This is a genomic window from Pseudomonas sp. UW4, from assembly GCF_000316175.1.
GTDB lineage: Bacteria > Pseudomonadota > Gammaproteobacteria > Pseudomonadales > Pseudomonadaceae > Aquipseudomonas > Aquipseudomonas laurylsulfatiphila.
On sequence record NC_019670.1, the window covers coordinates 3887647 to 3912413 of the forward strand.

The window sequence follows — 24767 nt, forward strand, 5'->3', positions numbered from 1 at the left end:
AGGGGCTACCCCATGAACAAAAAGAGTGTGCTCGATCGCTTGGCGGCGCTGGATACCAACACGGTATCCGACGCCCTAGACTTCCTCGGCCTGGCCGGTGCCACCGTGGGGCTACGCCCACTGTGGAACTGCCCGAAGATCGTCGGTCGCGCCAGCACCGTGTTGCTGGCGCCAAAAACCGACAGCGTACCCACCGTGCATCTGATCACCCCGGTAGTGGAGCAGATCGACAGCAACGACCGCGTGCTGGTGATCGCCGGTGGTATCGAGGGCATTTCCTGCTGGGGCGACATTCTTGCCAACGCCGCGGCCGGCAAACAGGTGCGCGGCACCGTCATCGACGGCTTCAGCCGCGACATCGATGGCAGCGAGTCGATTGGCTATCCGGTCTATGGCCGTGGCGTCACCATGATCAGCGCGCGCAATCGGGTAGTGCAGATCGATGCCGCCGTGACGATCAATGTGGCGGGTGTCGACGTCAGCGAAGACGACTATGTCATCGCCGATCGCTGCGGAACGGTGTTCGTGCCCCACGCGTACATCGAGAAGGTTGTCGATCTTGGCGAGCGTATTACCCGTCGCCAGGACGGCATGGTGGAAGCTGTTCGCAGCGGCCGCTCAGTGGCCGAAGTGATGCATGACACCCAATTCGAAGCTATCCAGGTGGAGCGTTCCTGATGAATCCTGAAGACCAAGCACTTGTGGCCCTGTTTGAAGGCCTGGACACCCCTGGCGTCTCCGATGCCCTGGACAAACTCGGCCTGCCCGGCCAATGCCTGGGCGTGGCACCGCTGGACAACTACTGCAAGGTCATCGTCGGACCGGCGTTCACCGTGCAGTACGTTTCGGCCAGCGTGCCACCAGGGACCGTGGGCGATTTCATCGAAGACGTGCTCCCCGGTGACGTCGTGGTGATCGACAACAGTGGCCGTAACGACTGCACGGTATGGGGCGACATCATGACCCAGTACGCCGGCAGCCGGCAGATCGCCGCAACGGTCATCGACGGCGTATGCCGTGACGTGAACAAGGCGCTGGGTGACGGCTATCCGATCTTCAGCAAAGGCCGCTTCATGCGCACCGGCAAGGACCGCGTGCAGGTTCAATCCGTCAATCAGCCAGTGTCCGTCGGCACGGCCCGGGTGTGTGCCCGTGACATCGTGGTGGCCGACGCCAACGGCGTGGTGATTGTGCCTCGCGCCCGGGCAGCTGAAGTGGCCGCGTGCGCCCGCCAGATCGAGTCGGTCGAAGCCGATATCCGGGCTTTGATCGCTCAAGGAAAAACCCTCAAGGAAGCCCGGACCGCACTGGGTTACCACAGCCTGCAGAGGAAAGTCTGATGACCACGCTCCCCCTCCCGTTGAATTTCCACGAACGAGCAAAAGTCCTGGGCAGTTCGACGCTGTATGAAGCATCCCATCTGCCCTGTGCAGTCGACAGCGCGATCCGTCCCGTCTGGGACGGTGCTTTCATTGCCGCGCCGGCCTACCCGCTGGAATGCTCGCCGGGTGACAACCTGGCGTTGCACCTGGCCATGGAACGCGTGCCTCGCGGCAGCGTGCTGGTGGTGGGTACCGGAGGTTTCATCGCCGGTTACTGGGGCGAAGTGCTCACTGTGGCCGCCGAAGCGGCGGGTGTTGTCGGTTTGGTCATAGACGGCGGCGTTCGTGACATCGCCGCCCTGAAAAAACGCCACTTTCCGGCATTTGCCCGTGGCATCTCGGTCAAAGGCACCGTAAAGGTCAGCGCTCCCTCGGTCGGGCAGGCATTCAATTTCAACGGTGCACACGTCTCGCCCGGTGATCTGGTAGTGGCGGACGATGATGGTGTGATCATCATTCCCAAGGAAGATGCGGCCCGTACCCTCGCTGAAGGCGAAGCCCGCGCAAGCAAGGAAGCACAGATGATGCAGGCGCTGACCGAAGGTCGTTCCACTCTCGAACTGATGAACCTGACAGCGTGGAGGACCCGGGCATGACCGTCGATATCCAACGACTCAATCAACGCCTGGCCAGTGCACAGCCGTCGGCGACCTATCGGATAATCGATCGGGTGGCTGAGCGCCGGGCGCAAGGTGCGAAGATCATTTCGCTGTGCGCCGGCGAGCCAGACTTCGATACGCCCGGACATGTACGTGAAGCGGCTATTGAGGCCATCGAGAACGGGCACACGCGCTACACCCAGGTCGCCGGTGTACGCTCACTGCGAGAAGCGGTGGCCACCAAGTTCCGTCGCGAAAACGGCCTGGACGTCACCTGGCAAGACACCCTCGTCTGCAACGGTGGCAAGCAGGTGATCTACAACGCCCTGGCCGCGACCCTCAACGAGGGGGATCAAGTCATCATCCCGGCACCCTACTGGGTCAGTTATCCGGAGATGGTTCAGCTGTGCGGTGGCGAAGCCCGGATCGTGACCTGCGAGGCCAATACCGGCTTCAAATTGACGGCCGCGGCGCTGGCCGAGGCGATCACACCCCGGACGCGCTGGCTGATCCTCAACTCGCCGTCCAATCCGACCGGTGCGGTGTACAGCCGAGAGGAACTTCAAGCCCTGGCTGAAGTGCTATTGGCCAATCCTCACGTGTTGATTCTGGCCGATGACATCTACGAACACCTGATCTTCGACGATCAAGCGTTCCATACCCTCGCCCAGGTTGAACCACGGCTCGCCACGCGAACCCTGACCATGAACGGTGTTTCCAAGGCCTATGCCATGACTGGCTGGCGCATCGGTTTTGCCACCGGGCCACGCTGGCTGCTGGAAGCCATGGAAAAACTGCAAGGTCAGCAGACCTCAGGTGCAAGCTCGATCTCGCAACAGGCCGCACTCGCCGCGCTGGAGGGGCCCAAGGACTTCATCCGCGAAAGCCGTGCCGCGTTCCAGGGCCGTCGGGATTTGATGGTGGAGCTTTTGAACGCCACACCTGGTCTTGAATGCGTCAGCCCAGCCGGGGCGTTTTACGCGTTCGCCTCCTGCGCGGGGCTGATCGGTCGTACCTCCGCGGGCGGTCGAGCGCTGCTCACCGATGAAGATGTCGCCCACGCATTGCTTGACGAAGCGAATGTGGCGGTGGTGCATGGCAGCGCCTTTGGCCTTGGCCCCTACATTCGCATCGCCTACGCCCTGGATAACGCTTCATTGCGCAAGGCCTGCGAGGCCATCAGCACGTTCTGTAGCACCCTGCGTTAACCCAAGTGTGTTTGAACGAACCCGGCCATTGCCGGGTTTCGTTTTTTCGGCACGGGTCAGACAGTCAGCGGTTTCTCCCCCACCTCACCCGAAGCGTCCAGCGCGGCGGCGTCTCGCTCGGCCTCATCCTCACTCATCAACTCGCCCTCCCATTTCGCCACCACTGCCGTGGCGATGGAATTGCCCACCGCGTTAGTGGCCGAGCGGCCCATATCGAGGAAGGTGTCGATCCCCAGAATCAGCAGCAAACCGGCTTCAGGAATATCGAACTGGGTCAGCGTCGCGGCGATGACCACCAGCGAAGCGCGCGGCACGCCGGCCATGCCTTTGGAGGTCAGCATCAACGTCAACAACATAGTGATCTGCGTGCCGATCGACATCTCGACGCCATAGGCCTGAGCGATGAACAGCACGGCAAACGTGCAGTACATCATCGAGCCGTCGAGGTTGAAGGAATACCCCATGGGCATGACGAAACTGGAGATCCTGCGCCTGACTCCGAAACGGTCCAGTGCGTGAAGAATCTTCGGGTAAGCCGACTCGGAGCTGGCTGTGGCGAAAGACAGAAGGAAAGCCTCCCTGATCAGCACCACCAGCTTGAATACACGCCGCCCCAGGAACATCCAGCCGGCAAAAATCAACATCGCCCAGAGTACGATCAGGCCGAAATAGAAGTCTCGCATGAAGACGGCGAACTTGACCAGAATGGAGAGTCCGTTAATGGCCACGGTCGCGGCCATGGCTGCCATCACAGCCAGCGGCGCGAGTTTCATCACATAACCGGTGACTTTCAGCATCGCCTGGGACAGCTCCTCGATGACATTGATCAGCCCCTCGGCTTTCTTACCCAGGGAAGCTAATGCCACGCCGAAAAAAAGCGAGAACACCACGATCTGCAAGATCTCGTTTGTGGCCATGGCCTCCGCGAAAGACTTGGGCACCAGATGCGTCATAAAGTCCTTGAGGGTGAACACAGACGTTTGCAGATTGGTGGCGCTAGTGACGTCTGGTAACGGCAACCCCAGGTTGTGCCCTGGCTGCAGGATGTTGGCCATGACCAACCCCACCGACAATGATATCAATGAAGCGGTGACGAACCAGCCCAGCGCTTTGCCAAATACACGACCGACAGCGGATGCATCCCCCATGTGTGCGATGCCCACCACCAATGTCGAAAACACCAAAGGACCTATGAGCATCTTGATCAGGCGTAGAAAAATGTCAGAGATGATCGAGATGTACCCGGCGATCCGGGTCGCCGCCGCTTTGTCTGGAAAGTTCAGGAAAATCATGTAGCCGATAGCGATCCCCAGCAGCATGGCGATCAGAATGCCTGCCGCGGCCGGTAGCCTGTTTTTCATAACGCACCTGTTGTCGTATTTTCTGGAAAGTAGCTTGGGCAAACGCCCGCGTAATCACGCGATAACGTTGAAAAGCGCAAGGACAGCCACGGTGCTACGGAATGAAAAAGGCAAGTGCAAAGTGCCTGTAATGGCAGGCCGAGGATGGATGCGGGTGGAACAGGTCATGGACAGCGGACAGGACGGGGCAAGCCAACTGCAGGAGGCTGTCATACATAGGTGCAATCCTCGGATCTTATAGTTGTGGTTGCGTCGGTTACTTGCTGTACCGACGTGTCCCGAAAACTACGCTAGTCATGCTCCCCCAATAAGAGCCGATCACGCTCTACCAGATATGCCCAAATGCTATGACAGCGCGCTCAAGCCCGGCGCTTTCGTGAACGACGACTTGTCGGTTTCCCGCTGCCCATATTTTGTGGTTATCGCCGCTCACCACTGCGCCACGCATTCACCATCCAGCTATATAAAACGGGCATATCTCAAAGACAAAAACGGTAGTCGTCGTTCTCCTTCAGCGCTCCCAGAATGTGTGAAAACACAAAAGCAGCACTGCTTGGGAGATGGGCATGTCAACAGAAGCTGAACAAACCGCGGGACAGGATTGGCAGGAGGACGTATTCCGCGTGCTCAAGGCCCACGACGTCAAACACGTGGTCTTCGTACCGGATGCAGGTCACTCGGCGGCCATCCGCATGTCGTATGCCGACCCGGACATCAAGGCCGTAGTCCTCACCACCGAAGAAGAAGGCATCGGCTACCTCGCCGGCGCCTGGCTCGGCGGTGAGCGTGGCGCCCTCCTGATGCAGTCCAGTGGTGTCGGCAACTGCATCAACACCCTGGCACTTCAGGTGTGTGCCGGTTTCCCGCTGTTGATGGTGGTCACCATGCGCGGCGACTGGGCCGAATTCAACGCGTGGCAGAACCCGATGGGCCAGGCCACCGAAGCTTCTTTGAACCTGATGAAGGTCATGACCTGGCGTGCGGACGTGCCTACAGATGTCGCCCCGCTGCTGCACGGTGCCGCGACCATGGCGTTCAACGGTGATTGCGCCACTGCCTTGCTGCTCGGCCAGCGCCTGATTGGAGAAAAGAAATGGGTCAAGTAAGCGCAAACCACACCCTGTGTCGCCGCGAAGTGGTCAAGGCCTTGCTGGCCGACCGCAAAGACGTGCTGGTCGTGACCGGCCTGGGCTCGGCGTCCTATGACGTCATGGCGGCCGGTGACAACGATCTGAATTACTACCTCTGGGCCGCCATGGGCAGCGCCATCACGGTCGGGCTGGGCCTGGCCAACGCTCAGCCGGACAAGTCTGTGGTGGTGGTCACCGGTGACGGTGAGTTGCTCATGGGGTTTGGCGCCCTCGCGACGGTGGCGCTGCAAAAACCCGCCAACCTGACCATCGCGGTTCTGGATAACGGTCACTTCGGTGAAACCGGCATGCAAGTCAGCCACGCCGGTTTCGGTATTTCCCTGGACCAGGTTGCGAAGACCTGCGGCTTCAGCTGGACAGACGAAATTCGCGACATGGAAGGCGTACACAACCTGCGCGAGCGCTTCGCCACCCGCGATGGCGTCAAGCTCGCAACGATCAAGATCAAAGCGGAAAACCCGCCTCGTGTACTGCCACCGCGTGACGGCCACTACATCAAAAATCGCTTCCGTGCTGCATTGGGTTTCAACCCGATCTGATTGCGCCCTTCCCGGACCCGGTCACGCAGGGCCAATGCCATGCGTGACGCGTTGAGGAGAATAATAAAATGACCGACCGCAACTCTGAAGAACTCAATGCCATCCGCGAGGGCGTACGCGCCCTGTGCGCTGAATTCGATGCCGCTTACTGGCGCAAAGTCGACGAAGAAAAAGGCTTTCCGGAAACCTTCGTCAAGGCCCTGACCGATGCCGGCTGGCTGGCCGCGATGATTCCTGTCGAATATGGCGGCTCCGGCCTCGGGCTGGCCGAGGCGTCAGTGATCCTCGAGGAAGTGAACCGCTGTGGCGGTAACTCCGGTACCGTTCACGGGCAGATGTACAACATGTTCACCCTGCTGCGACACGGCAGCGAAGCGCAGAAAAGCTATTACCTGCCGAAACTGGCCAACGGTGAACTGCGCTTGCAATCGATGGGTGTGACCGAGCCCACCACCGGCACCGACACCACCAAGATCAAGACCACCGCCGTACGCAAAGGCGACAAGTACGTGATCAATGGGCAGAAGGTGTGGATCTCGCGAATCCAGCATTCCGACCTGATGATCCTGCTGGCGCGCACTACCCCGTTGGCCGAGGTGAAGAAAAAGTCCGAAGGCATGTCGATCTTCCTCGTCGACCTGCGCGAGGCCATCGGTAACGGCATGACCGTGCAGCCGATCGCCAACATGGTCAACCACGAGACCAACGAGTTGTTCTTCGACAACCTGGAAATCCCCGCGGACAGCCTGATTGGCGAGGAAGGCAAAGGCTTCCGCTACATCCTCGACGGGCTAAATGCCGAACGCACCCTGATCGCTGCCGAATGCATTGGCGACGGTCGCTGGTTTATCGAAAAGGCCAGTGCCTACGCCCGTGATCGTGTGGTGTTCGGGCGCCCGATCGGGCAGAACCAGGGCGTGCAGTTCCCCATCGCCGAAGCCCATATCGAAATCGAAGCGGCTGACCTGATGCGCTGGCGTGCCTGCGAAGAATACGACAGCGGCCTCAACGCCGGGGCCAGCGCCAACATGGCCAAGTACCTGGCAGCGAAAGCGTCCTGGGAAGCGGCTAACGCCTGCTTGCAGACCCACGGCGGATTCGGCTTTGCCTGCGAATACGACGTCGAGCGCAAATTCCGCGAAACCCGTCTGTATCAGGTCGCGCCAATCTCCACCAACCTGATCCTGTCCTACGTGGCGGAACACCTGCTCGAGCTGCCGCGCTCTTTCTAACAACAAGAGAGAAAAATCATGAGCCAGCCCAAAGGCCTCCGGCCGCTCGATGGCATTACTGTCGTCAGCCTTGAGCACGCTATCGCTGCGCCCTTCTGCACCCGACAACTGGCCGACCTCGGCGCCCGGGTGATCAAGGTCGAACGTCCAGGCACAGGCGATTTCGCCCGGGGCTACGACCAACGCGTCAACGGTCTGGCCTCGCACTTTGTCTGGACCAACCGTTCGAAAGAAAGCCTGACCCTCGACCTGAAGCAAGATTCAGCCACCGACGTGCTGGACAGTTTGCTGGCCACCACCGATGTGCTGGTGCAGAACCTGGCACCCGGTGCCGCTGCGCGAATGGGACTGTCATTTGAGGTGTTGCACCAGCGATTTCCGCGCCTGATCGTCTGCGACATTTCAGGCTATGGCGCCGGTGGTCCCTACGAAAAGAAAAAAGCCTACGACCTGTTGATCCAGAGTGAAGGCGGCTTCCTGTCGGTCACCGGCGGCCCCGGCGATGAAGAAATGGCCAAGGCTGGTTGCTCGATCGCCGACATTGCGGCCGGCATGTACGCCTACACCGGGATACTGTCTGCCCTGCTGTTGCGCGAACGTACCGGCGAAGGCAGTCACCTCGATGTTTCGATGCTCGAAAGCCTGGTCGAGTGGATGAACTACCCGATGTACTACGCCTACGACGGAGCGCCGCCGCCCCCTCGCGCCGGCGCTGCGCACGCCACCATTTATCCCTATGGCCCCTTCCCCATTGGTGACGGCACCACCGTGATGCTGGGCTTACAGAACGAGCGTGAATGGCAGCTGTTTTGCGAGAAGGTTCTGCTTGCGCCTGAACTGGCAAAAGACCCGCGTTTCTCGGCCAACTTCAAACGTGTTGAGAACCGCAACGCGCTACGGGAACTGATCATTGAGTCGTTCTCCACACTCAACTTCGATGCGGTGATTGATCGCCTGGACCATGCGCAAATCGCTAACGCTCGAGTGAACGATATGCAAGGTGTCTGGGACCATCCGCAACTTCAGGCCCGTGACCGTTGGCGAGAAGTCGAAACCTCTGCCGGCCCCATTCCAAGCTTGATCCCGCCCGGTAGCAACAGTGCGTTCGAGCCTCGTATGGATGCCGTGCCGGGCCTTGGCCAACACACCGAACAGGTGCTCAAGGAACTGGGGCTAGGGACGGAGCGCATTGAAGAGATGCGTGCCACCGGGGCCATCTGACTGCAACGAACAACTATTTTCGAGTGAACACTGCCCAATGAAGATCCTGGTAGCTGTGAAACGAGTGATCGATTACAACGTGAAAGTTCGCGTCAAGGCGGACCATTCCGGCGTCGATCTTGCCAACGTCAAGATGTCGATGAACCCGTTCTGCGAGATCGCCGTGGAAGAAGCCGTACGCCTGAAGGAGAAGGATATAGCGAACGAAATCGTCGTGGTTTCGATTGGCCCGTCCACCGCTCAAGAGCAACTGCGCACCGCGCTGGCTCTGGGTGCCGACCGCGCCATCCTCGTAGAAATCGCCGAAGACCTGACTTCCCTGGCCGTTGCCAAACTGTTGAAGGCCGTTGTCGACAAGGAACAGCCTCAGCTGGTGATCCTTGGCAAACAAGCCATCGACAGCGACAACAACCAGACTGGCCAGATGCTCGCTGCCTTGAGCGGCTATGGTCAGGGCACCTTCGCTTCTAAAGTCGAAATCAGCGGTGACAGCGTGGCTGTGACTCGCGAAATCGACGGCGGCGCGCAGACCGTTTCCCTGAAACTGCCAGCCATCGTTACCACCGACCTGCGTTTGAACGAGCCGCGCTACGCGTCTCTGCCAAACATCATGAAAGCCAAGAAGAAGCCTCTCGAAGTAGTGACTGCGGACGCTTTGGGCGTTTCCACCGCCTCCACCAACAAGACCGTGAAAGTCGAAGCGCCAGCTGCACGCAGCGCGGGTATCAAGGTCAAGTCGGTGGCTGAACTGGTCGAGAAACTGAAAAACGAAGCGAAGGTGCTTTGAGTTAAGGAGCCGGATCATGACTATCTTGGTAATCGCCGAACACGACAACAAAGTGCTGGCTCCGGCCACGCTGAACACTGTGGCTGCCGCCGCCAAAATCGGTGGTGACATCCACGTTCTGGTTGCAGGCCAGGGCGCTGGTGCCGTGGCTGAAGCTGCTGCGAAAATCGCTGGCGTGGCTAAAGTGCTGGTAGCCGATAACGCTGCCTACGCTCACCAACTGCCGGAAAACGTTGCTCCACTGGTCGCCGCTCTTGTTCAAGAAGCAGGGGGCAAGGGCTACAGCCACATCCTGGCTGCCGCCACTTCCAACGGCAAAAACATCCTGCCGCGCGTTGCCGCTGCACTGGACGTTGACCAGATCTCCGAGATCATCTCGGTAGAAAGCGCCGACACCTTCAAGCGCCCGATCTACGCCGGTAACGCCATCGCCACTGTTCAATCGAACGCTGCAGTGAAAGTGATCACCGTGCGTGCCACCGGTTTCGACCCGGTTGCCGCTGAAGGTGGTTCGGCTGCTGTTGAAGCGGTTGCTGCTGCCCACGACGCTGGTATCTCCAGCTTCGTCGGCGAAGAACTGGCCAAGTCCGATCGTCCGGAACTGACCGCTGCCAGGATCGTCGTTTCGGGCGGGCGCGGCATGCAGAACGGCGACAACTTCAAACACCTGTACGCCCTGGCCGACAAGCTGGGTGCTGCCGTGGGGGCTTCGCGCGCCGCGGTCGACGCAGGTTTTGTTCCGAACGACATGCAGGTCGGTCAGACCGGCAAGATCGTTGCTCCACAGCTGTACATCGCCGTCGGTATCTCCGGCGCGATCCAGCACCTGGCCGGCATGAAAGACTCCAAAGTGATCGTTGCGATCAACAAGGACGAAGAAGCGCCGATCTTCCAGGTGGCCGATTACGGCCTGGTGGCGGACTTGTTTGAAGCGATTCCAGAAATGGCCGCTCTGGCCTGATTATCGACCGACGGGAGCGATAAATATGAGCAGTTCCGATTTTTCCGCCTGGATTGGACGTCGTCAGGAAAGCCAGGACCGGATCAGTTTTACATTGGTCAAACGTATTGCCGCAACATTGGGCGAGCCGGCACCCCGGTCGGGTGAATCGCTGCCGCCTTTGTGGCACTGGGCGTTTTTTCAGGAACCGGTTACCGCCGATGAACTGGGTCCGGACGGTCATCCGGCGCTCGGTGGATTCCTGCCGCCCGCCCACAATCGCAACCGCATGTGGGCGGGCAGTCGACTCGAGTTTTACCAGCCGTTGACGGTGGAGGCTGACGTGACCTGCGTGTCAACCATTCTCAACGTCGAAGAGAAGCACGGGCGCACGGGTTCCTTGTTGTTCGTCACGGTGCGCCATGAGTATTTTCAGGACGGCAAACGCGCCCTGCAGGATGAGCAGGACATCGTCTATCGCGAACCCACTCCACCCAAACTGAGCGGCACCGAAGCGATCCCGCAAGGCCAATGGCGGGACCTGGTCGTCCCCTCCCCGACCTTGCTGTTCCGTTACTCGGCCGTCACCTTCAATGGCCACCGGATTCACTACGACTGGCCATACGTCACGCAGACCGAGGGTTACCCGGGATTGGTGGTGCATGGTCCTTTGATCGCCACGTTGAATTTGCGCGCGTTTACCAAAGCGCACCCGAACGTGCGCTTGAAGCGTTTCACCTTCCGAGGCGTCCGCCCCTTGATTTCGCCTCAGCCTTTCGAAGTCGGCGGACGCCTGATCGATAGCGGCAAGGCACAGCTGTGGGCAGGCAATCAGGACGGTACGGCGCAGATCGGCGAAGTCGAGTTCAGCTTGGGAGAAACACCATGAATACCTCCATTGTCCGCTCCGCCCTGTTTGTCCCGGCCACTCGTCCGGAGCGCATACCCAAAGCCATCGCTACCGGTGCGGACCGGGTCATTGTCGATCTGGAAGATGCGGTGCAGGAGAACCTCAAGGAACAGGCGAGGGATAACCTGGAGCGCTTCTTGAGTGACCATCCGCAAGCCCGGATTCTGGTACGAGTCAATGCTCCGGATCACTGGGCCCACGCGGCGGATCTAGAGATTTGTCGACGACACGTTGGCGTGATCGGCATTTTGCTGCCCAAAACGGAAAGCGCAGAGCACGTCCTCACGGCTGCCAATACTCAAAAGCCGATCTGGCCCATCATCGAAAGCGCCCAGGGCCTGGCCGAACTCCAGGCGATTGCCCAGGCCCAGGGCGTTGAGCGCTTGTCATTCGGAAGTCTTGACCTGGGCCTGGACCTGAATTTGACCACCGGTAGCCCTGCCGCCAAAGAGTTTCTGAGTCACGCTCGATACGCAGTACTGCTCGCGACTCGAGTGGCCGGTCTCGCTCCGGCGCTGGATGGTGTATTTCCGGCGATACAGGATACCGTCGGCCTGCACAGCGCCGTTCAGTTTGCCCGCGACATGGGGTTTGGTGGCGCGTTATGTATCCATCCGAGCCAAGTGGCGATTATCCATCAAGCGCTGAAACCCGGCCTGGAGGAACTGCTCTGGGCACAACGCATCATGGACGCCGCCCGTTCGGGAGAAGGTGTGTTCGTACTCGATGGGCAAATGGTCGATGCGCCTGTCATAGGCCGTGCGCAGGCGATCCTGGCGCGCGCGACCTGACTCAACCGCAGCACGCTCCATGACCTCGGGATGAACTGAAGACTTCACCCGTAACGCGCCTACACTAAAAGGTACAGCGATTGAGAGGACATGGAGCTCCACGCATGCGCCCTAGCGCCCTTGTGATACTCCTCATCAGCTATGGCATGCTGATGGTGGTTTTTTTCAAGCTAAATGCTCGAAACAATCGACGCCGCAGAGAAGGTCTTTACGAAGCCTTTGAAACTGCAATGCGACAGCATGGGATCAAGTCTTTCGAGATCCTCAAGGAAAGTATTCATATCGGTAACAACTATCGGCCATCAGAACTGTACCGGATACTGTTAGTCGATTCAGGGCACTACTTTCTTTACTTGCACGCCAGTAACGCGCAGCCAACTTTAATGCCGCTGACCGAAGAGCGAGCGTTACAAGCTGCACAGGGGGAGATGGGAATCCAGGCATAGACCATCGCAACCGCCGCCACCAGGGACCATGAAGAAGCGGAGCTAGCCCCGCCCTACTCAGCCGACTCAAGCAGAAGGGATGGTGGTTAAAACAACTCGTACCAAAACAGAATCATGCTCGTAGCCAAGCCGCTGGTAACGATCCCGACTCCAAACATGACGCCCAGAAGCAGAGTTTTTGCCCACATGGCTCGAATCTCCGGATACCGCATTCAATGAATGCTTCAGTATCAGCACCTGAGCAAAATCCAAGCCATTTGGCACAGGTAAAGCCCGGGCCCGGCAATTGCACTGAAACGGTCTGGTCGGGTGGTGAAAAATCCCCCAACAAGGGGTTCGCTTACCCTACATTTTGGGCTGAAACACCCAATGACTGGGGCTCGGTTTGATCTAGGCTTGAATGAGATCACCCGGGAGAAAACCACCATGTCCCTCTCTCTCAGAAATCCATTGGCCTTTGCTTTGGCGGTGTTCTTTTGCACAGCCGCGCGCGGGGAAGGAGCCACAGACACCTACCACCCACCGGCAATACTTCCCCTGGAATCCGAGACGGCGCCAAGACTCATTGCCGAGCCGCCGCTTGCCGAGCCCCTTGCCCGCGGAGTCGTCATTATCCAATACCGCACAGAGCACGCGAGGATCATGCCGGTATTTGGTAAAGCGGCGGCTGATGTATCACCCCGCCTCGGGCACCTTCACGTGACCGTCGACGACTGGAAAGGTACATGGGCGCACACCAGCGAAGACCCGATTATCCTGGTCGGACTGACCCCCGGCACTCACCAGGTTCTTCTTGAAGTGGCCGACCCGACTCACAAAATCCTTACCAGTACGACAGTGCGTTTTATCGTTCCGGAAAAGAAACCGGCTGACGCCCCTCATTAGTCGCCACTTCGCTTCAGTTGTCTTTTTGCCGTAATCGAAGAAGTTTGCCTCCAATATTGGCTGTTCCCCAGTCAATAGCGGAGGTTTGCTTAATGGCCTACGCTCAGATACGGCAGTAAACCAGCTGGAGTCTCGGCGTGTTCAAACGCTGATCAAGACGTCCAGGGCAGAGAGGATCTTGGTCGGGAGCGACAAAGGATGAAACCGGAACATTCATGCATCAAATGGATCGCCATCGCTGCCGCTTCGGTGGCGCTTGCATCAGGCTGTGCCAGCAAGAACGACCCCGTGGCCCAGGCTGAGAAAGCCGATGCAGCCAAGGGCATCGCCGCCCCCAGCCTCACGGAAACGAAGGCCATCGCCGAGGAAGCCTTCATCTACGGACTGCCGATCGTAATGAATTATGCGGTGATGTATGAGTACGCCGTGGACAAAAGCGGCCCGCAGTTCAAGGCCCCCTTCAACCAGATCAAGAACGAACCCCGTGTCTTCACTTACCAGGATACGGCCATCGTCACGCCCAACAGCGATACGCCCTATTCGTTCCTCTGGCTGGATCTGCGCGCCGAGCCCATGGTGCTCACGGTACCTGCAGTAGAAAAGAAACGTTATTACTCGGTGCAACTGATCGACGGCAACACCTACAACTACGGCTACATCGGCAGCCGCACCACGGGGAACGGCCCGGGTAACTATATGGTGGTCGGGCCTGACTGGAAGGGCTCCACGCCACCCGGCATCAGCAAAGTCTTTTATTCGACAACGCCCTTCACGGTAGCAGGCTACCGAACCCAGCTCTTCAATCCCAAGGACATGCCGAATGTGGTCAAGGTGCAGTCCGGCTACAAAGCCCAGCCGCTGTCAGCGTTCTTGAAGCAACCGGCGGCGCCTGCATCGCCGGTTATCAATTTCCCTCCAAGCACCACAAAGGGGATCAAGGAGAACTTCTTCGAGTATCTTGACGCCGCACTCCAGTACGTACCGCCAACACCGGAAGACCGGGAAATTCGTGCGCGAATCGCGAAAATCGGCATTGGACCGGGCAAGAGCTTCAAGCTCCAGGACCTCTCGCTCGAACACAAGGCCGCTGTCCTGCTGGGCATGAAGGAAGGTGACGAGAAGGTGGACAAGTGGTTGTCCGGCGGACTCAAGAACGTCAATGGCTGGGGCATCGGTTCGTACTTTGGCGACCGCCATTTCTACAATGGTGACTGGTTGAAGCGCGCGGCCGCGGCCAAAGGCGGTATTTACGGCAACGATGCCGTGGAAGCCACTTACCCCATCACCCGCACAACCGCGACCGGCGAGCCACTGGATGGCAGCAAACATAACTACACACTCACCTTCCCGGCGGGGCAACTACCTCCAGTGAACGCCTTCTGGTCGGTGACCCTGTACGACGGCAAGACACAGCTCCTTATCAAGAACCCGATCGACCGCTATCTACTGAACTCGCCCATGCTGCCCGGCATGAAAAAGAATGCCGACGGGTCGCTGACCCTCTACATCCAACGGAACTCGCCCGGCAAGGCGCTGGAAAGCAATTGGCTGCCAGCCCCCGACGGCCCGATTTACCTGGTGATGCGCCTCTATTGGCCCAAGGAGACACCGCCTTCAGTCCTGCCGGCTGGCGAAGGCACCTGGAAGCCAGCAGGCATCGTGGTATCGAAATAGAACACGCGCAGCCCCCCCGGCATTTGTCGGGGGTTTACCGTTCCAATACAAGCCGGTCTTCGCTGACAGGCAACAGGTGCGGTGCATTTATCCGGCCTTCCAATCTGCTCACGAACGCCAAGGCTTCGGCATAGCTGCGAAACTTGACGCACCAGGCGTTCATCCAGACATTCCAGTCTTGCGGTGTCCTCGCTTTTTCGATTCTTATCAGCATCCTGGCATCCTCCTTTTTGCGGTTTAACTCAGTCTCTAACCTGGAAAAACCGAAATGCGGTGTGTGAACTTTCGTCTGCGTGTCCCGGCTGAAGGCGTGGGGAAAACAGTACACAAGGTGAGGAGGAGCAGACTCTGAAGATGCGGATTTGACGGCATTCGAAGCTTGCGTCAAAGCGAACTGCAGGACCTGCCTTTGCTTACCTTCCTCGAGGCGCATTTAAAACGGCTGAAGGGGGGATTAGAAAATCAATAATCATCAAAAATATGTCTATGGGAGCCTTGGCGGGACTTGCAGGGACAAGCTGGGGGGCAAGGTGATCACGCAAGTGCTTATCGGAACACAGAGCGTGGTGTTTGATCGTATCGAGCTGGATGAGTGGGCGGACGCCTACAGCATGGTCAGAGGACTGGTTTTTTCCGTACAACGGCTATGCGATGCACCGAATGAATGATTCGGCCTGGAAAAAAGCGCGGGTGAGAGCGGCGAATCTCTGGCGGGAGGCAAACCTTCACCCCGCTATTGCGAGCGACCTTGCTCAATTGCGGCGCAAGAGTGTATGAGGAGCCATACCAAAAGCCTTGCGAAAAGCATGACTGTAATGGGAAAAATCGGAGAATCCGAAATCCAGTGCAGCTTGAGAAATGCTGCGTACCTGACCGCGTTCTATAGCCTCACGACTGGCGATCAGACGCTCCTTCCAGATCTCCGCGACTGGCGTTTTCTGATAACGGGCGAACGCGCGCGTGACGGTTCGCGTGGACACATAATGCACTTGAGCGATGCGTTCGATCGACAGGTCCGGATCGGTCAGATGCTGGCGGATGTAGTTCATGATCCGACCATAAAGATCCAGCTCGTCATGAGTCGTCCTCAAGTCCTGGAGTTCCAGGCTAATCGCGAGCAGGTCAAGCAAGGTGTTGGAAAAGCGGCTGGATAACCCCTCACCTTGAAAACTCGCAGGAATGCTCGCCGCTTGATGCAACATCTCGCGCAACGGAATCACCCCTGGACGGCGATCGTCCAAAACTACGGCGGTGCAACCTGCTACGCCTGGCAACCGTTGGCTGAGTAACTGTCGCGGAATGCGGACCAGGTGGTTCTCGGTACCACCCAGACTGAATCGGAACGTTTGGGATGCGTCATAAAGAAACAAACTATCCGCCGCCAGCGTTGCCTTGCGCCCTGCCTGCTCCAGTTCACCATAGCCTCGCCGGGTGAAACCCAGCCACAGATCCTCGTCCGGACCGCTGCGCAAGTGTCGGGGCGCGCGCTCCCAATAATGCAGTGGCGAGGACAGCGTACAGATGTCCAGCGGCCCCATGCCGTGCACCTCCAGCACCCCGTCGAAATCGCTCTGCGCCAACGGTTTGCTGTCCGCCGCCAGGCAATGACGGCACACCACTTCCTTCCAGTAATCAAAGCGACGTGGAGCCGCAACGGCGAGAGTTGAATACTGATTGCTATGGCTCATGGCATTCACCTCACGGCGGCGACTGAACAATAAGGGCGACGGTAACGTTGATTCCCTGCTTAGCAAATAGCAGGCCATTCCCCTTTCGGGTTGCCAACGTCATGGGCGCCTGAAATGCCAGACGCTCGCATGCTCGGGATAGAGGCTGCGTGAGCGAATCCCGCTGACGCTTCACACGGATGACGCCTGCCCGTTATCGAAGCATGCATTCGCCGCCTGACGGAGTGCGCGCCCCCATTCAGCGCATCGTATTCCTGTTTTCAGAGCCTGTCCTTTCTAGCCAAACGGTTGTCCGTACGAGCCAAGCGTACTGCGCCGTCCCCGCCTAACTTCTACCCCACACCGTGCCCCTCCAACCACAACTGATGAGGTGTCCCATGCATCTGCCAGAGCAGCAGCAACGACAGTCCGATTCATCCTGGCTTTTGCAGATGCGCGACTTGGCACCTGAAGAGTTCGCCACCTACCTGTTAGAGCTGGGGACTCTGGCGCTGCGGCGTCGACTGGTTGCGCCAACCTCCAGGTACCCGCGCCCGTCGAAACGTTGAACAGATAACCGCATACCAACAATAAAACCAAGGAGCCCACCATGGAATCTGCGATCGATAAGCACCTCAAATGCCCACGGACGTTGTCTCGTCGCGTCCCCGATGAATACCAACCCCCCTTCCCCATGTGGGTCGCACGCGCCGATGAGCGAGTGGAACAAGTGGTGATGGGGTATTGGGGTGTGCAATACCGCGGGGAGAACCAGCGTGAAGCAGCTCTGCACGCGATGCGCCACATTGCCGCCAGCCTGGGTTTGCCCGATGGCCCTCTGAGCCATGACCTGACCCACCACACCGACAACAGCGGTTACGACAACCTGATGATCGTCGGTTACTGGAAAGACCCCGCCGCTTATTGCCGTTGGCTGCGCTCGCCTGAGGTAACCGAATGGTGGTCCTCGCAGGATCGCCTGAGCGACGGTCTCGGTTACTTTCGGGAAATTGTCGCGCCGAGGGCCGAGCAGTTCGAGACACTGTATGGCTTTCGCGATGAGTTGCCCGGCGTTGGCGCCGTGATGGACACCATCAGTGACGACATCGAAGAACACGGTTACTGGGGATCGATGCGTGACCGCTTCCCGATTTCCCAGACCGACTGGATGGCTCCTTCCGGTGAACTGACGGTCATCGTCGGCGACCCGGCCACAGGTGGGCGCGTGGTCGTGCAAGGCCACGACAATGTCGCACTGATCCGCTCCGGCCAGGACTGGGCGGATGCCGGCGAAGAAGAACGATCGCTCTATCTCAACGAAATTCTGCCGACGCTGCAGGCGGGTATGGACTTCCTGCGTGACAATGGCAAGGACCTGGGTTGCTACAGCAATCGCTTCGTGAACTACATCGACCTGGACGGCAACTTTCTCAACTTGAGCTACAACATCGGTCACTGGCGCTCCCTGGAAAAACTCGAGCGCTGGGCCGAATCCCATCCGACCCATCTGCGGATCTTCGTGACCTTCTTTCGCGTGGCCACCAGCCTGTCGAAGCTACGGCTCTATCACGAAGTCTCGGTATCCGACGCCAAGGATCAAGTGTTCGAGTACATCAACTGCCACCCGCAGACCGGCATGTTGCGTGACGCGGTGATCCCTGAAACCTGACGTCTGACGCTACCCGGCGTCCATGGGTGGTCTTGATCCGGATCCGCCCTGACACAGACCTCCCAAACATCTTTTGGCCCTCCATCTCTAGCGGATGGGGTTGGGGGCCCTTTTGTCAGGAAATCGATCATGAAGTTGAGTCACTCTTTACTCGTGCTGTGCATGCTGCCCTTTGTCAAAAGCCAGGCCATCGAGGTAGCTCCCGGTGATTTCGAACCATTGCCGGCTGGCGCCAACGCCTTGTTGCTCTACTACCAGCACGCCGACCGCTCGGATCTGTACCAGAACGGCCACAAGGTCTCCGACGACGCCAGGCTCAGTTCGGACATCGGCATCCTGCGGTATGTGCACGCCATCGGCTTGTCAGAAAACCTCTCATGGGAACCGCAGATTCTGTTGCCTTTCGGCCAGATGAACGCCTCGGGAGATATCGGTGCCTTGGGCGATACCCGCGGCATCGGCGACCCGATCATCACCGCGCCGCTAAAGTGGACGCTGCCCACCGCGAACAAGGACATCTTCGCTTTGGCACCCTACCTGTCCTTTCCGGTGGGGAGCTACGATAAAAACGATGCCCTGAACCTCGGCGAGAACCGCTGGCGCGCCACGCTACAGGCGGCGTACATCCACCATTTCTCCCCGAAATGGGCGCTGGACACGGTGGCTGAAGCCTCATGGGTGTCGGCCAACAATGACTTCGGCCCGACCGGGGCGAAGCTGGAAGAAAACACCCGTTACGAGTACCAGACCGCCGTGCGCTACAACTGGACGCCGAGCACCACCTTCGCCGTTGGCGGCGGCTACGTCACCGGCTCGGCGACCACCGTCAACGGGGTCGATCAGCACGACGGGGTCTCCACCTCCTATGGGCGTTTCACCGTCACGCACTTCATCGAGCCCACGCTGCAGATTCAGGCCCAGATCGGCACCGACATTGAGGTCGAACAAGGCTTCAAGGAAGGCGCACGCCTGAACCTGCGCGTCTTGAAAGTGTTCTGAGCGCGCCACGCTCGGCAGGTTGTCCTTTTCAACCAAGTGGCTGTCCTTCTCGGCCAAGCAAATGTCGAGAGGGATGCCTAACTTGAACCCTGTTACCCACATCGATTGATGTCGCTCCAGGTACCCGGCGTGAGGTGTTTGCGAACACCATCGAACGCTCCCGTACGGGCTGAACCGTCGTCGATCACAGACAAAAAGAATAGGAAAATCATGGCCATTGTTCGCCCTACCCTCGACCAACTGCAGGACATCGCTGGCCGGCTGAATATGCAGCTGACCCACGAGCAGGCAGCGGAATACCTGGCACTTATGCAGCCAAGTTTCGATGCATATGACCTGGTCGACGAGTTGCCGGATTTCACCCCGCCGGTGCGCTACGACCGCAGTTCGGGCTACCGCCCGTCAAACTCGCACAACCTGCTCAATGCCTGGTATTACAGGACTGAGGTGAATGGCGCCCGTGAGGGCAAACTTGCTGGCAAGACTGTTGCGCTCAAGGACAACATCTCCCTGGCTGGCGTCCCGATGATGAACGGCGCCGCCCCACTGGAAGGCTTCGTACCGAAATTCGACGCTACCGTGGTGACCCGTTTGCTGGACGACGGGGTCACCATTCTGGGCAAGGCGACCTGTGAACACTACTGCCTCTCCGGTGGCAGCCACACGTCTGATCCGGCGCCCGTACATAACCCGTATCGGCACGGTTTCGCTGCTGGCGGATCCTCCTCGGGCAGCGCTGCGTTAGTAGCAGCCGGCGTGGTGGACCTGGCAGTTGGCGGTGATCAGGGTGGATCAATCCGCATCCCTTCAGCGTTCTGCGGCACCTATGGTATGAAGCCGACTCACGGTTTGGTGCCTTACACCGGCATCATGGCGATCGAAGCCACCATCGACCATGCCGGTCCCATCACCCGCAACGTGCGTGACAACGCACTGATGCTGGAAGTCATGGCCGGTGCCGACGGACTCGACCCTCGCCAGGCCGCTCCTCAGGTCGACGCCTACTGCGATTATCTGGAGCGAGGGGTGAGCGGGCTGCGGATCGGCATCCTGCAGGAAGGCTTCCAGCTGGCCAATCAGGATCCACGTGTTGCCGACAAGGTGCGCAGCGCCATCGCCCGGCTTGAGGTCCTGGGCGCTCGCGTCGAGGAAGTCTCCGTCCCCGAGCACAACCTGGCGGGTTCGCTGTGGCACCCCATCGGCTGCGAAGGCCTGACCATGCAGATGATGCATGGCAATGGCGCAGGCTTTAACTGGAAAGGTCTCTATGACGTCGGCCTGCTGGATAAACAGGCCGGCTGGCGCGAACAAGCGGACGCATTGTCCGCGTCGCTCAAGCTGTGCATGTTCGTCGGCCAATACGGCCTGGAACATTACAACGGTCGCTTCTACGCCAAGGCTCAGAACATCGCACGCTTCGCCCGGGCCGGTTACGACAAGGCACTGGAAACCTATGACCTTCTGGTCATGCCGACCGTGCCGATCATTGCCCAGCCTCACCCCGAACCCGGTTGTTCGATCACCGAGTACGTGGCCCGTGCGCTGGAAATGATCGGCAACACCGCGCCGCAAGACATTACCGGCCATCCGGCCATGTCAATCCCGTGTGGTCTGGTGGACGACCTGCCCGTGGGGCTGATGTTCGTTGGCAAGCACTTTGCCGAAGGCACGATTTACCAAGCGGCGGCAGCGTTCGAGGCCACTGTCGACTGGAAGACGTTGTAAGCCCACCTCACCCGACCTTCCGGACATCAATAAAAAACCGGGGGTTGTTCTTCACTTTTTTGACCGTGCTAAACCGATGAGGAGTTACACCATGAGCGCCACTGTATCCCCAGCATCCACTTCGACGCCCAGCGAGCGGGCCTGGGCCTTGTTCAAGGTCATGAAAGACAAAGAGCTGATTCCAGAGGGCTATATCGAACAGCTAACCGAATTGATGGTGCACCAATGGAGTCCGGAAAACGGCGCCCGTGTAGTCGCCAAGGCGTGGGTCGATCCGCAGTTCCGGGAGCTGTTGCTCAAAGACGGCACCGCAGCCTGTGCGCAGTTCGGTTTCACCGGTCCGCAAGGCGAATACATCGTCGCCCTGGAGGATTTGCCCCAGCTGAAAAATGTCATCGTCTGCAGCCTGTGCTCCTGCACCAACTGGCCGGTCCTGGGGTTGCCGCCGGAGTGGTACAAGGGTTTTGAGTTCCGGGCACGCCTGGTACGTGAAGGACGCACCGTGTTGCGTGAGATGGGCACAGAGTTACCAAGCGATGTGGTCGTCAAAGTCTGGGATACCAGCGCAGAAAGCCGCTACCTGGTCCTGCCCTTAAGGCCCGAAGGCTCCGAGCACATGAGTGAAGAAGAGCTTCAGAAACTGGTGACCAAGGATGTGCTGATCGGGGTTGCCCTACCCCGCGTACGTTGACCCAAAAGATTCTTCATCTACTAATTTTCGGAGGTTTTCATTATGGATGGCTTTCACGATCTCGGCGGTTTTCAAGGCTTTGGCAAGGTTCCCCATGTCATCAATAGCCAGGATTACAAGCAAGTATTCAAACAGGAATGGGAGCACCTGGCTTATAGCCTGATGTTTATCGGCGCCGACCAGTTGAAAAAATTCAGCGTCGACGAAATCCGTCACGCCGTCGAACGACTTGATGTCCGCCAGCACGTTGGCACGCAATATTACGAACGCTACGTCATTGCCACGGCCACCTTGCTGGTCGAAACCGGCGTTATTACCCAGGACGAACTCGATCAGGCGCTGGGTTCACCCTTCAAATTGGCCAACCCTTCCCACGACAAGGGCCGCCCCGCCATCACCGGCCGTCCGCCATTTGAAGTTGGCGACCGGGTAGTGGTTCGCGACGAATACGTGGCCGGCCACATACGCATGCCGGCCTATGTACGCGGCAAGGAAGGCATCGTCCGACACCGCACCTCGGAAAAATGGCCGTTCCCGGATGCCATCGGTCACGGCGATTTGAGCGCGGCGCATCAGCCGACCTATCACGTTGAATTCCAGGTAAAGGACCTGTGGGGTGATGCCGCGGACGATGGCTTCGTGGTCGTCGACCTGTTCGAAAGCTACCTGGACAAGGCCGTCGACGCGAAAACGGTGGCCGCATGATTGACGGGGCCCTATCGGGCCGGTTGCCGGTGACGGTCCTTTCGGGCTTCCTCGGCTCCGGCAAGACGACCCTGCTCAACCACATCCTGCGCAACCGCGCAGGCATGCGGGTGGCGGTCATCGTCAACGACATGAGCGAAGTCAACATCGACGCCGAGGACGTGGCACGCAACGTGTCGCTGCACCGCGGCAGCGATGAACTGGTCGAGATGAGCAACGGCTGCATCTGCTGCACGCTACGCGCTGATCTGCTTGAGCAGATCAGCCTGCTGGCGCGTCAGCAGCGCTTCGATTACCTGCTGATCGAGTCCACCGGGATCTCCGAACCGATGCCGGTCACCGAGACTTTCGCCTTTCTCGATTCGCAAGGCTTCAGCTTGAGCGAACTGGCGCGGCTCGACACCTTGGTCACCGTTGTCGATGGCAGCAACTTCCAGGCGCTGCTGACCTCGCGGGACACAGTCGGCGACGAGGACGAAACGGGCACACCATTACGCCACTTGTCCGACCTGCTGATCGAACAGGTGGAGTACGCCAACGTCATCCTCGTCAGCCGGCTGGAACTGATTGGCGAGAAAGGCTTTCTGGAACTGAGCGCCGTTCTCGCGGGCCTCAATCCGCAGGCCGAAATCCTGCCCATGACCTACGGTGCCGTCGATCCGTCGAAGATCCTCGACACCGGTCGCTTCGATTTGCCGAGTCTGGTGCAGTCACCCGGCTGGATGAAAAGCCTGGAATCGAGTGACGATCGTCCTCCCGAGTCGGACACCTATGGAATTGCTTCGTGGGTGTATCAGGAGCGTGCGCCATTCCATCCGCAACGTCTGCTGGAGTTCCTGCAGCGGCCGTGGCAAAACGGGCGGCTACTGCGTTGCAAAGGCTACTTCTGGGTTGCCAGTCGGCATCTGGACATTGGCATGCTGGTGCAAAGTGGCGGGCAATTTCGTTGGGACTATGTCGGGCGCTGGTGGACATTCATTGCGCAATCGCAATGGCCTCAGGATGACTATCGCCGCGAAGGGATAATGGCCAAATGGGACGAAATCACCGGGGATTGCCGACAGGAAATAGTATTCATCGGCCAGGGTATCGACCTGGATAATTTGAAGCGGCAATTGGACGCCTGTCTGCTGACCCCGCAAGAGATCATGGAAGGTCCACACACGTGGCCAACCTTGCCAGGCGCAACATCCTTCGACCTCAAGGCATTGTCACCCTGATCGCTCGGCAACCCGCCTATCAATGCACAGCCATAACGAGGCCGCACTAGCCTCGTTATGACCTGCTACCTCAACTTCACGGACTGAGGTGCGCTGTATGTTGTTCTTCAGCACAACGACCCATCGGACACTGGCCACAATCGCCGACAGGCTGGATCGACCCGAGATCGCTGAAGTTCGGATCATTCTTGTTCCAGCAGCTGAACTCGTACTTGGCCTGACAGACACCGGCGTAGCACTCGTCCCACCAAGACTTGGTCTTACCGTCATTCACAGGATTGGGAATGGTCCAGACCACTGCGATCTGACCTGCGAGCGATTCGCCACGGCTTCCCCCAGAGTGTACGCGCAAGGATATCGCGAACTTTTTCAGTTTCGGTCATATGTTTCACCGGGCGTAAAAAAGCCCGCTCTTGGCAGGTCTGGGGAATACCTCAGCTACTTGTTTACGTAGCACAGATTTTTAGAAAAAAGAATCTCTCCAGGACGTACTTTTGACGCCTGAAATCGATAGTTGGACATCCATCCCCCCCGAGCTACCATCAGGGAATGGATGATACTGACCCAGGGCAAAGTATGAGCACCGAACCTAAGCACGGATGGAAATGGGCTTACCAAAAACTGCGTGGGCTGAACTGTTCACGCGGGACAGCCTTCTACAGAGCAACGCTTTATTCCCTTCGGGGTGATACGGGGTCGTTTTACGTTGATCGCAGCTGGGAGAAAGTTCGCCTTCGACGCTGATTGCATCACCGTTTGGGACTGCTGATCGATATTTTCAACCACACCGCGGCATAGGGGCTGTGCCCGGACATCTGGCCGCCAGCACGATCAATCGCATCAAGTAGAAACAGCGCAAACGCCATACCGTCGAAGGTCTTAAAGCGATCAGGGAAAAGGCGCCAGTCTGGCTACAGAACGCGATTGGTTTTGTGCAGGCACAAAAAAGCCGATCTATCTGATCG

At 58.7% G+C, this 24767-nt stretch carries 24 protein-coding genes and 3 pseudogenes; 23 read left to right on the forward strand and 4 right to left on the reverse strand.

Translation table 11 applies throughout. From position 1 onward, the window contains the following. Positions 1 to 12 precede the first annotated feature (12 nt). Genes PPUTUW4_RS16910 through PPUTUW4_RS16925 form a run of 4 tightly spaced genes read left to right on the forward strand, consistent with a single transcriptional unit; the run spans position 13 to position 3189 of the window. Complete coding sequence (locus PPUTUW4_RS16910) at positions 13 to 678, forward strand: RraA family protein (protein ID WP_015095792.1); 666 nt, start codon at positions 13 to 15, stop codon at positions 676 to 678. Then, positions 678 to 1340 (forward strand): RraA family protein, encoded by a 663-nt coding sequence (locus PPUTUW4_RS16915; protein ID WP_015095793.1) that lies wholly within the window; start codon positions 678 to 680, stop codon positions 1338 to 1340. Before PPUTUW4_RS16910 ends, PPUTUW4_RS16915 begins: the two co-directional genes overlap by 1 nt. Then, positions 1340 to 1978 (forward strand): dimethylmenaquinone methyltransferase, encoded by a 639-nt coding sequence (locus PPUTUW4_RS16920; protein WP_015095794.1) that lies wholly within the window; start codon positions 1340 to 1342, stop codon positions 1976 to 1978. The genes PPUTUW4_RS16915 and PPUTUW4_RS16920 overlap by 1 nt, the downstream gene beginning before the upstream one ends. Then, the gene (locus PPUTUW4_RS16925) at positions 1975 to 3189 is read left to right on the forward strand and encodes a pyridoxal phosphate-dependent aminotransferase (RefSeq protein WP_015095795.1); all 1215 of its coding nucleotides are present in this window, start codon (positions 1975 to 1977) and stop codon (positions 3187 to 3189) included. The genes PPUTUW4_RS16920 and PPUTUW4_RS16925 overlap by 4 nt, the downstream gene beginning before the upstream one ends. A gap of 56 nt (positions 3190 to 3245) precedes the next feature. Here the strand turns inward: PPUTUW4_RS16925 and PPUTUW4_RS16930 are convergent, their stop codons facing one another. Further along, positions 3246 to 4550, reverse strand: a complete 1305-nt coding sequence (locus PPUTUW4_RS16930) for a dicarboxylate/amino acid:cation symporter (protein ID WP_015095796.1) — start codon at positions 4548 to 4550, stop codon at positions 3246 to 3248. 566 nt (positions 4551 to 5116) lie between these two features. On the opposite strand from PPUTUW4_RS16930, the gene PPUTUW4_RS16935 reads away from it, so the two are divergent. The 11 genes from PPUTUW4_RS16935 (at position 5117) to PPUTUW4_RS16985 (ending at position 15126) form a co-directional block, all read left to right on the forward strand. Then, positions 5117 to 5656, forward strand: a complete 540-nt coding sequence (locus PPUTUW4_RS16935; RefSeq protein ID WP_015095797.1) for a thiamine pyrophosphate-binding protein — start codon at positions 5117 to 5119, stop codon at positions 5654 to 5656. Then, positions 5644 to 6240, forward strand: a complete 597-nt coding sequence (locus PPUTUW4_RS16940; RefSeq protein WP_007896341.1) for a thiamine pyrophosphate-dependent enzyme — start codon at positions 5644 to 5646, stop codon at positions 6238 to 6240. Before PPUTUW4_RS16935 ends, PPUTUW4_RS16940 begins: the two co-directional genes overlap by 13 nt. A 68-nt stretch (positions 6241 to 6308) precedes the next feature. After that, a complete protein-coding gene (locus PPUTUW4_RS16945; protein WP_015095798.1) occupies positions 6309 to 7472 on the forward strand; it encodes an acyl-CoA dehydrogenase family protein in 1164 nt (387 codons plus the stop codon). Between the two features lie 18 nt (positions 7473 to 7490). Next, the gene (locus PPUTUW4_RS16950) at positions 7491 to 8693 is read left to right on the forward strand and encodes a CaiB/BaiF CoA-transferase family protein (protein WP_015095799.1); all 1203 of its coding nucleotides are present in this window, start codon (positions 7491 to 7493) and stop codon (positions 8691 to 8693) included. Between the two features lie 37 nt (positions 8694 to 8730). Next, complete coding sequence (locus tag PPUTUW4_RS16955) at positions 8731 to 9480, forward strand: electron transfer flavoprotein subunit beta/FixA family protein (protein ID WP_015095800.1); 750 nt, start codon at positions 8731 to 8733, stop codon at positions 9478 to 9480. A 16-nt stretch (positions 9481 to 9496) separates the two neighbouring features. After that, positions 9497 to 10441, forward strand: a complete 945-nt coding sequence (locus PPUTUW4_RS16960; protein ID WP_015095801.1) for an FAD-binding protein — start codon at positions 9497 to 9499, stop codon at positions 10439 to 10441. A gap of 25 nt (positions 10442 to 10466) precedes the next feature. Then, positions 10467 to 11309, forward strand: coding sequence for a MaoC family dehydratase N-terminal domain-containing protein (locus PPUTUW4_RS16965; protein WP_015095802.1), 843 nt, complete (start codon positions 10467 to 10469; stop codon positions 11307 to 11309). After that, on the forward strand, positions 11306 to 12121 hold the full coding sequence (locus PPUTUW4_RS16970) for a CoA ester lyase (protein WP_015095803.1): 816 nt from the start codon (positions 11306 to 11308) through the stop codon (positions 12119 to 12121). The genes PPUTUW4_RS16965 and PPUTUW4_RS16970 overlap by 4 nt, the downstream gene beginning before the upstream one ends. A 104-nt stretch (positions 12122 to 12225) precedes the next feature. Next, entirely contained in the window at positions 12226 to 12567 is a 342-nt protein-coding gene (locus tag PPUTUW4_RS16975; RefSeq protein WP_015095804.1) for a hypothetical protein, read from the forward strand. Between the two features lie 426 nt (positions 12568 to 12993). Further along, on the forward strand, positions 12994 to 13452 hold the full coding sequence (locus PPUTUW4_RS16980; protein WP_015095805.1) for a DUF6130 family protein: 459 nt from the start codon (positions 12994 to 12996) through the stop codon (positions 13450 to 13452). A 198-nt stretch (positions 13453 to 13650) separates the two neighbouring features. Then, entirely contained in the window at positions 13651 to 15126 is a 1476-nt protein-coding gene (locus PPUTUW4_RS16985) for a DUF1254 domain-containing protein (RefSeq protein ID WP_015095806.1), read from the forward strand. Positions 15127 to 15160: 34 nt separating this feature from the next. Here PPUTUW4_RS16985 and PPUTUW4_RS16990 read toward each other — a convergent pair whose 3' ends face one another. Then, positions 15161 to 15340, reverse strand: coding sequence for a hypothetical protein (locus tag PPUTUW4_RS16990; RefSeq protein ID WP_041475062.1), 180 nt, complete (start codon positions 15338 to 15340; stop codon positions 15161 to 15163). Between the two features lie 401 nt (positions 15341 to 15741). Between PPUTUW4_RS16990 and PPUTUW4_RS30345 the strand changes: the two are divergent. Continuing rightward, positions 15742 to 15861 (forward strand): annotated as a pseudogene (locus tag PPUTUW4_RS30345) (site-specific integrase); the annotation flags it as partial. Positions 15862 to 15878: 17 nt separating this feature from the next. Here the strand turns inward: PPUTUW4_RS30345 and PPUTUW4_RS16995 are convergent. Further along, positions 15879 to 16814: a helix-turn-helix domain-containing protein gene (locus PPUTUW4_RS16995; protein WP_015095807.1), complete on the reverse strand. Its 936-nt coding sequence runs from the start codon at positions 16812 to 16814 to the stop codon at positions 15879 to 15881. A 589-nt stretch (positions 16815 to 17403) separates the two neighbouring features. Here PPUTUW4_RS16995 and PPUTUW4_RS17000 point away from each other — a divergent pair. The 6 genes from PPUTUW4_RS17000 (at position 17404) to PPUTUW4_RS17025 (ending at position 23802) form a co-directional block, all read left to right on the forward strand. Then, the gene (locus PPUTUW4_RS17000; RefSeq protein ID WP_015095808.1) at positions 17404 to 18462 is read left to right on the forward strand and encodes a phenylacetaldoxime dehydratase family protein; all 1059 of its coding nucleotides are present in this window, start codon (positions 17404 to 17406) and stop codon (positions 18460 to 18462) included. 129 nt (positions 18463 to 18591) lie between these two features. Continuing rightward, positions 18592 to 19461 carry a transporter gene (locus PPUTUW4_RS17005; RefSeq protein WP_015095809.1) on the forward strand — a complete coding sequence of 290 codons (870 nt, stop codon included), beginning with the start codon at positions 18592 to 18594 and terminating at the stop codon, positions 19459 to 19461. Positions 19462 to 19671: 210 nt separating this feature from the next. Then, positions 19672 to 21186 (forward strand): amidase, encoded by a 1515-nt coding sequence (locus tag PPUTUW4_RS17010; protein ID WP_015095810.1) that lies wholly within the window; start codon positions 19672 to 19674, stop codon positions 21184 to 21186. A 91-nt stretch (positions 21187 to 21277) separates the two neighbouring features. Continuing rightward, positions 21278 to 21877 (forward strand): nitrile hydratase subunit alpha, encoded by a 600-nt coding sequence (nthA, locus tag PPUTUW4_RS17015; protein ID WP_007975717.1) that lies wholly within the window; start codon positions 21278 to 21280, stop codon positions 21875 to 21877. Positions 21878 to 21919: 42 nt separating this feature from the next. Next, complete coding sequence (gene nthB / locus PPUTUW4_RS17020; protein ID WP_015095811.1) at positions 21920 to 22582, forward strand: nitrile hydratase subunit beta; 663 nt, start codon at positions 21920 to 21922, stop codon at positions 22580 to 22582. Beyond that, positions 22579 to 23802 carry a GTP-binding protein gene (locus PPUTUW4_RS17025; protein WP_015095812.1) on the forward strand — a complete coding sequence of 408 codons (1224 nt, stop codon included), beginning with the start codon at positions 22579 to 22581 and terminating at the stop codon, positions 23800 to 23802. Before nthB ends, PPUTUW4_RS17025 begins: the two co-directional genes overlap by 4 nt. Positions 23803 to 23974: 172 nt before the next feature. Here the strand turns inward: PPUTUW4_RS17025 and PPUTUW4_RS28250 are convergent. Continuing rightward, positions 23975 to 24185 (reverse strand): annotated as a pseudogene (locus PPUTUW4_RS28250) (cell wall hydrolase); the annotation flags it as partial. Positions 24186 to 24564: 379 nt separating this feature from the next. Between PPUTUW4_RS28250 and PPUTUW4_RS30350 the strand changes: the two are divergent. Then, a pseudogene (locus PPUTUW4_RS30350) lies at positions 24565 to 24728 on the forward strand (integrase); the annotation flags it as partial. Between the last annotated feature and the right edge of the window lie 39 nt (positions 24729 to 24767).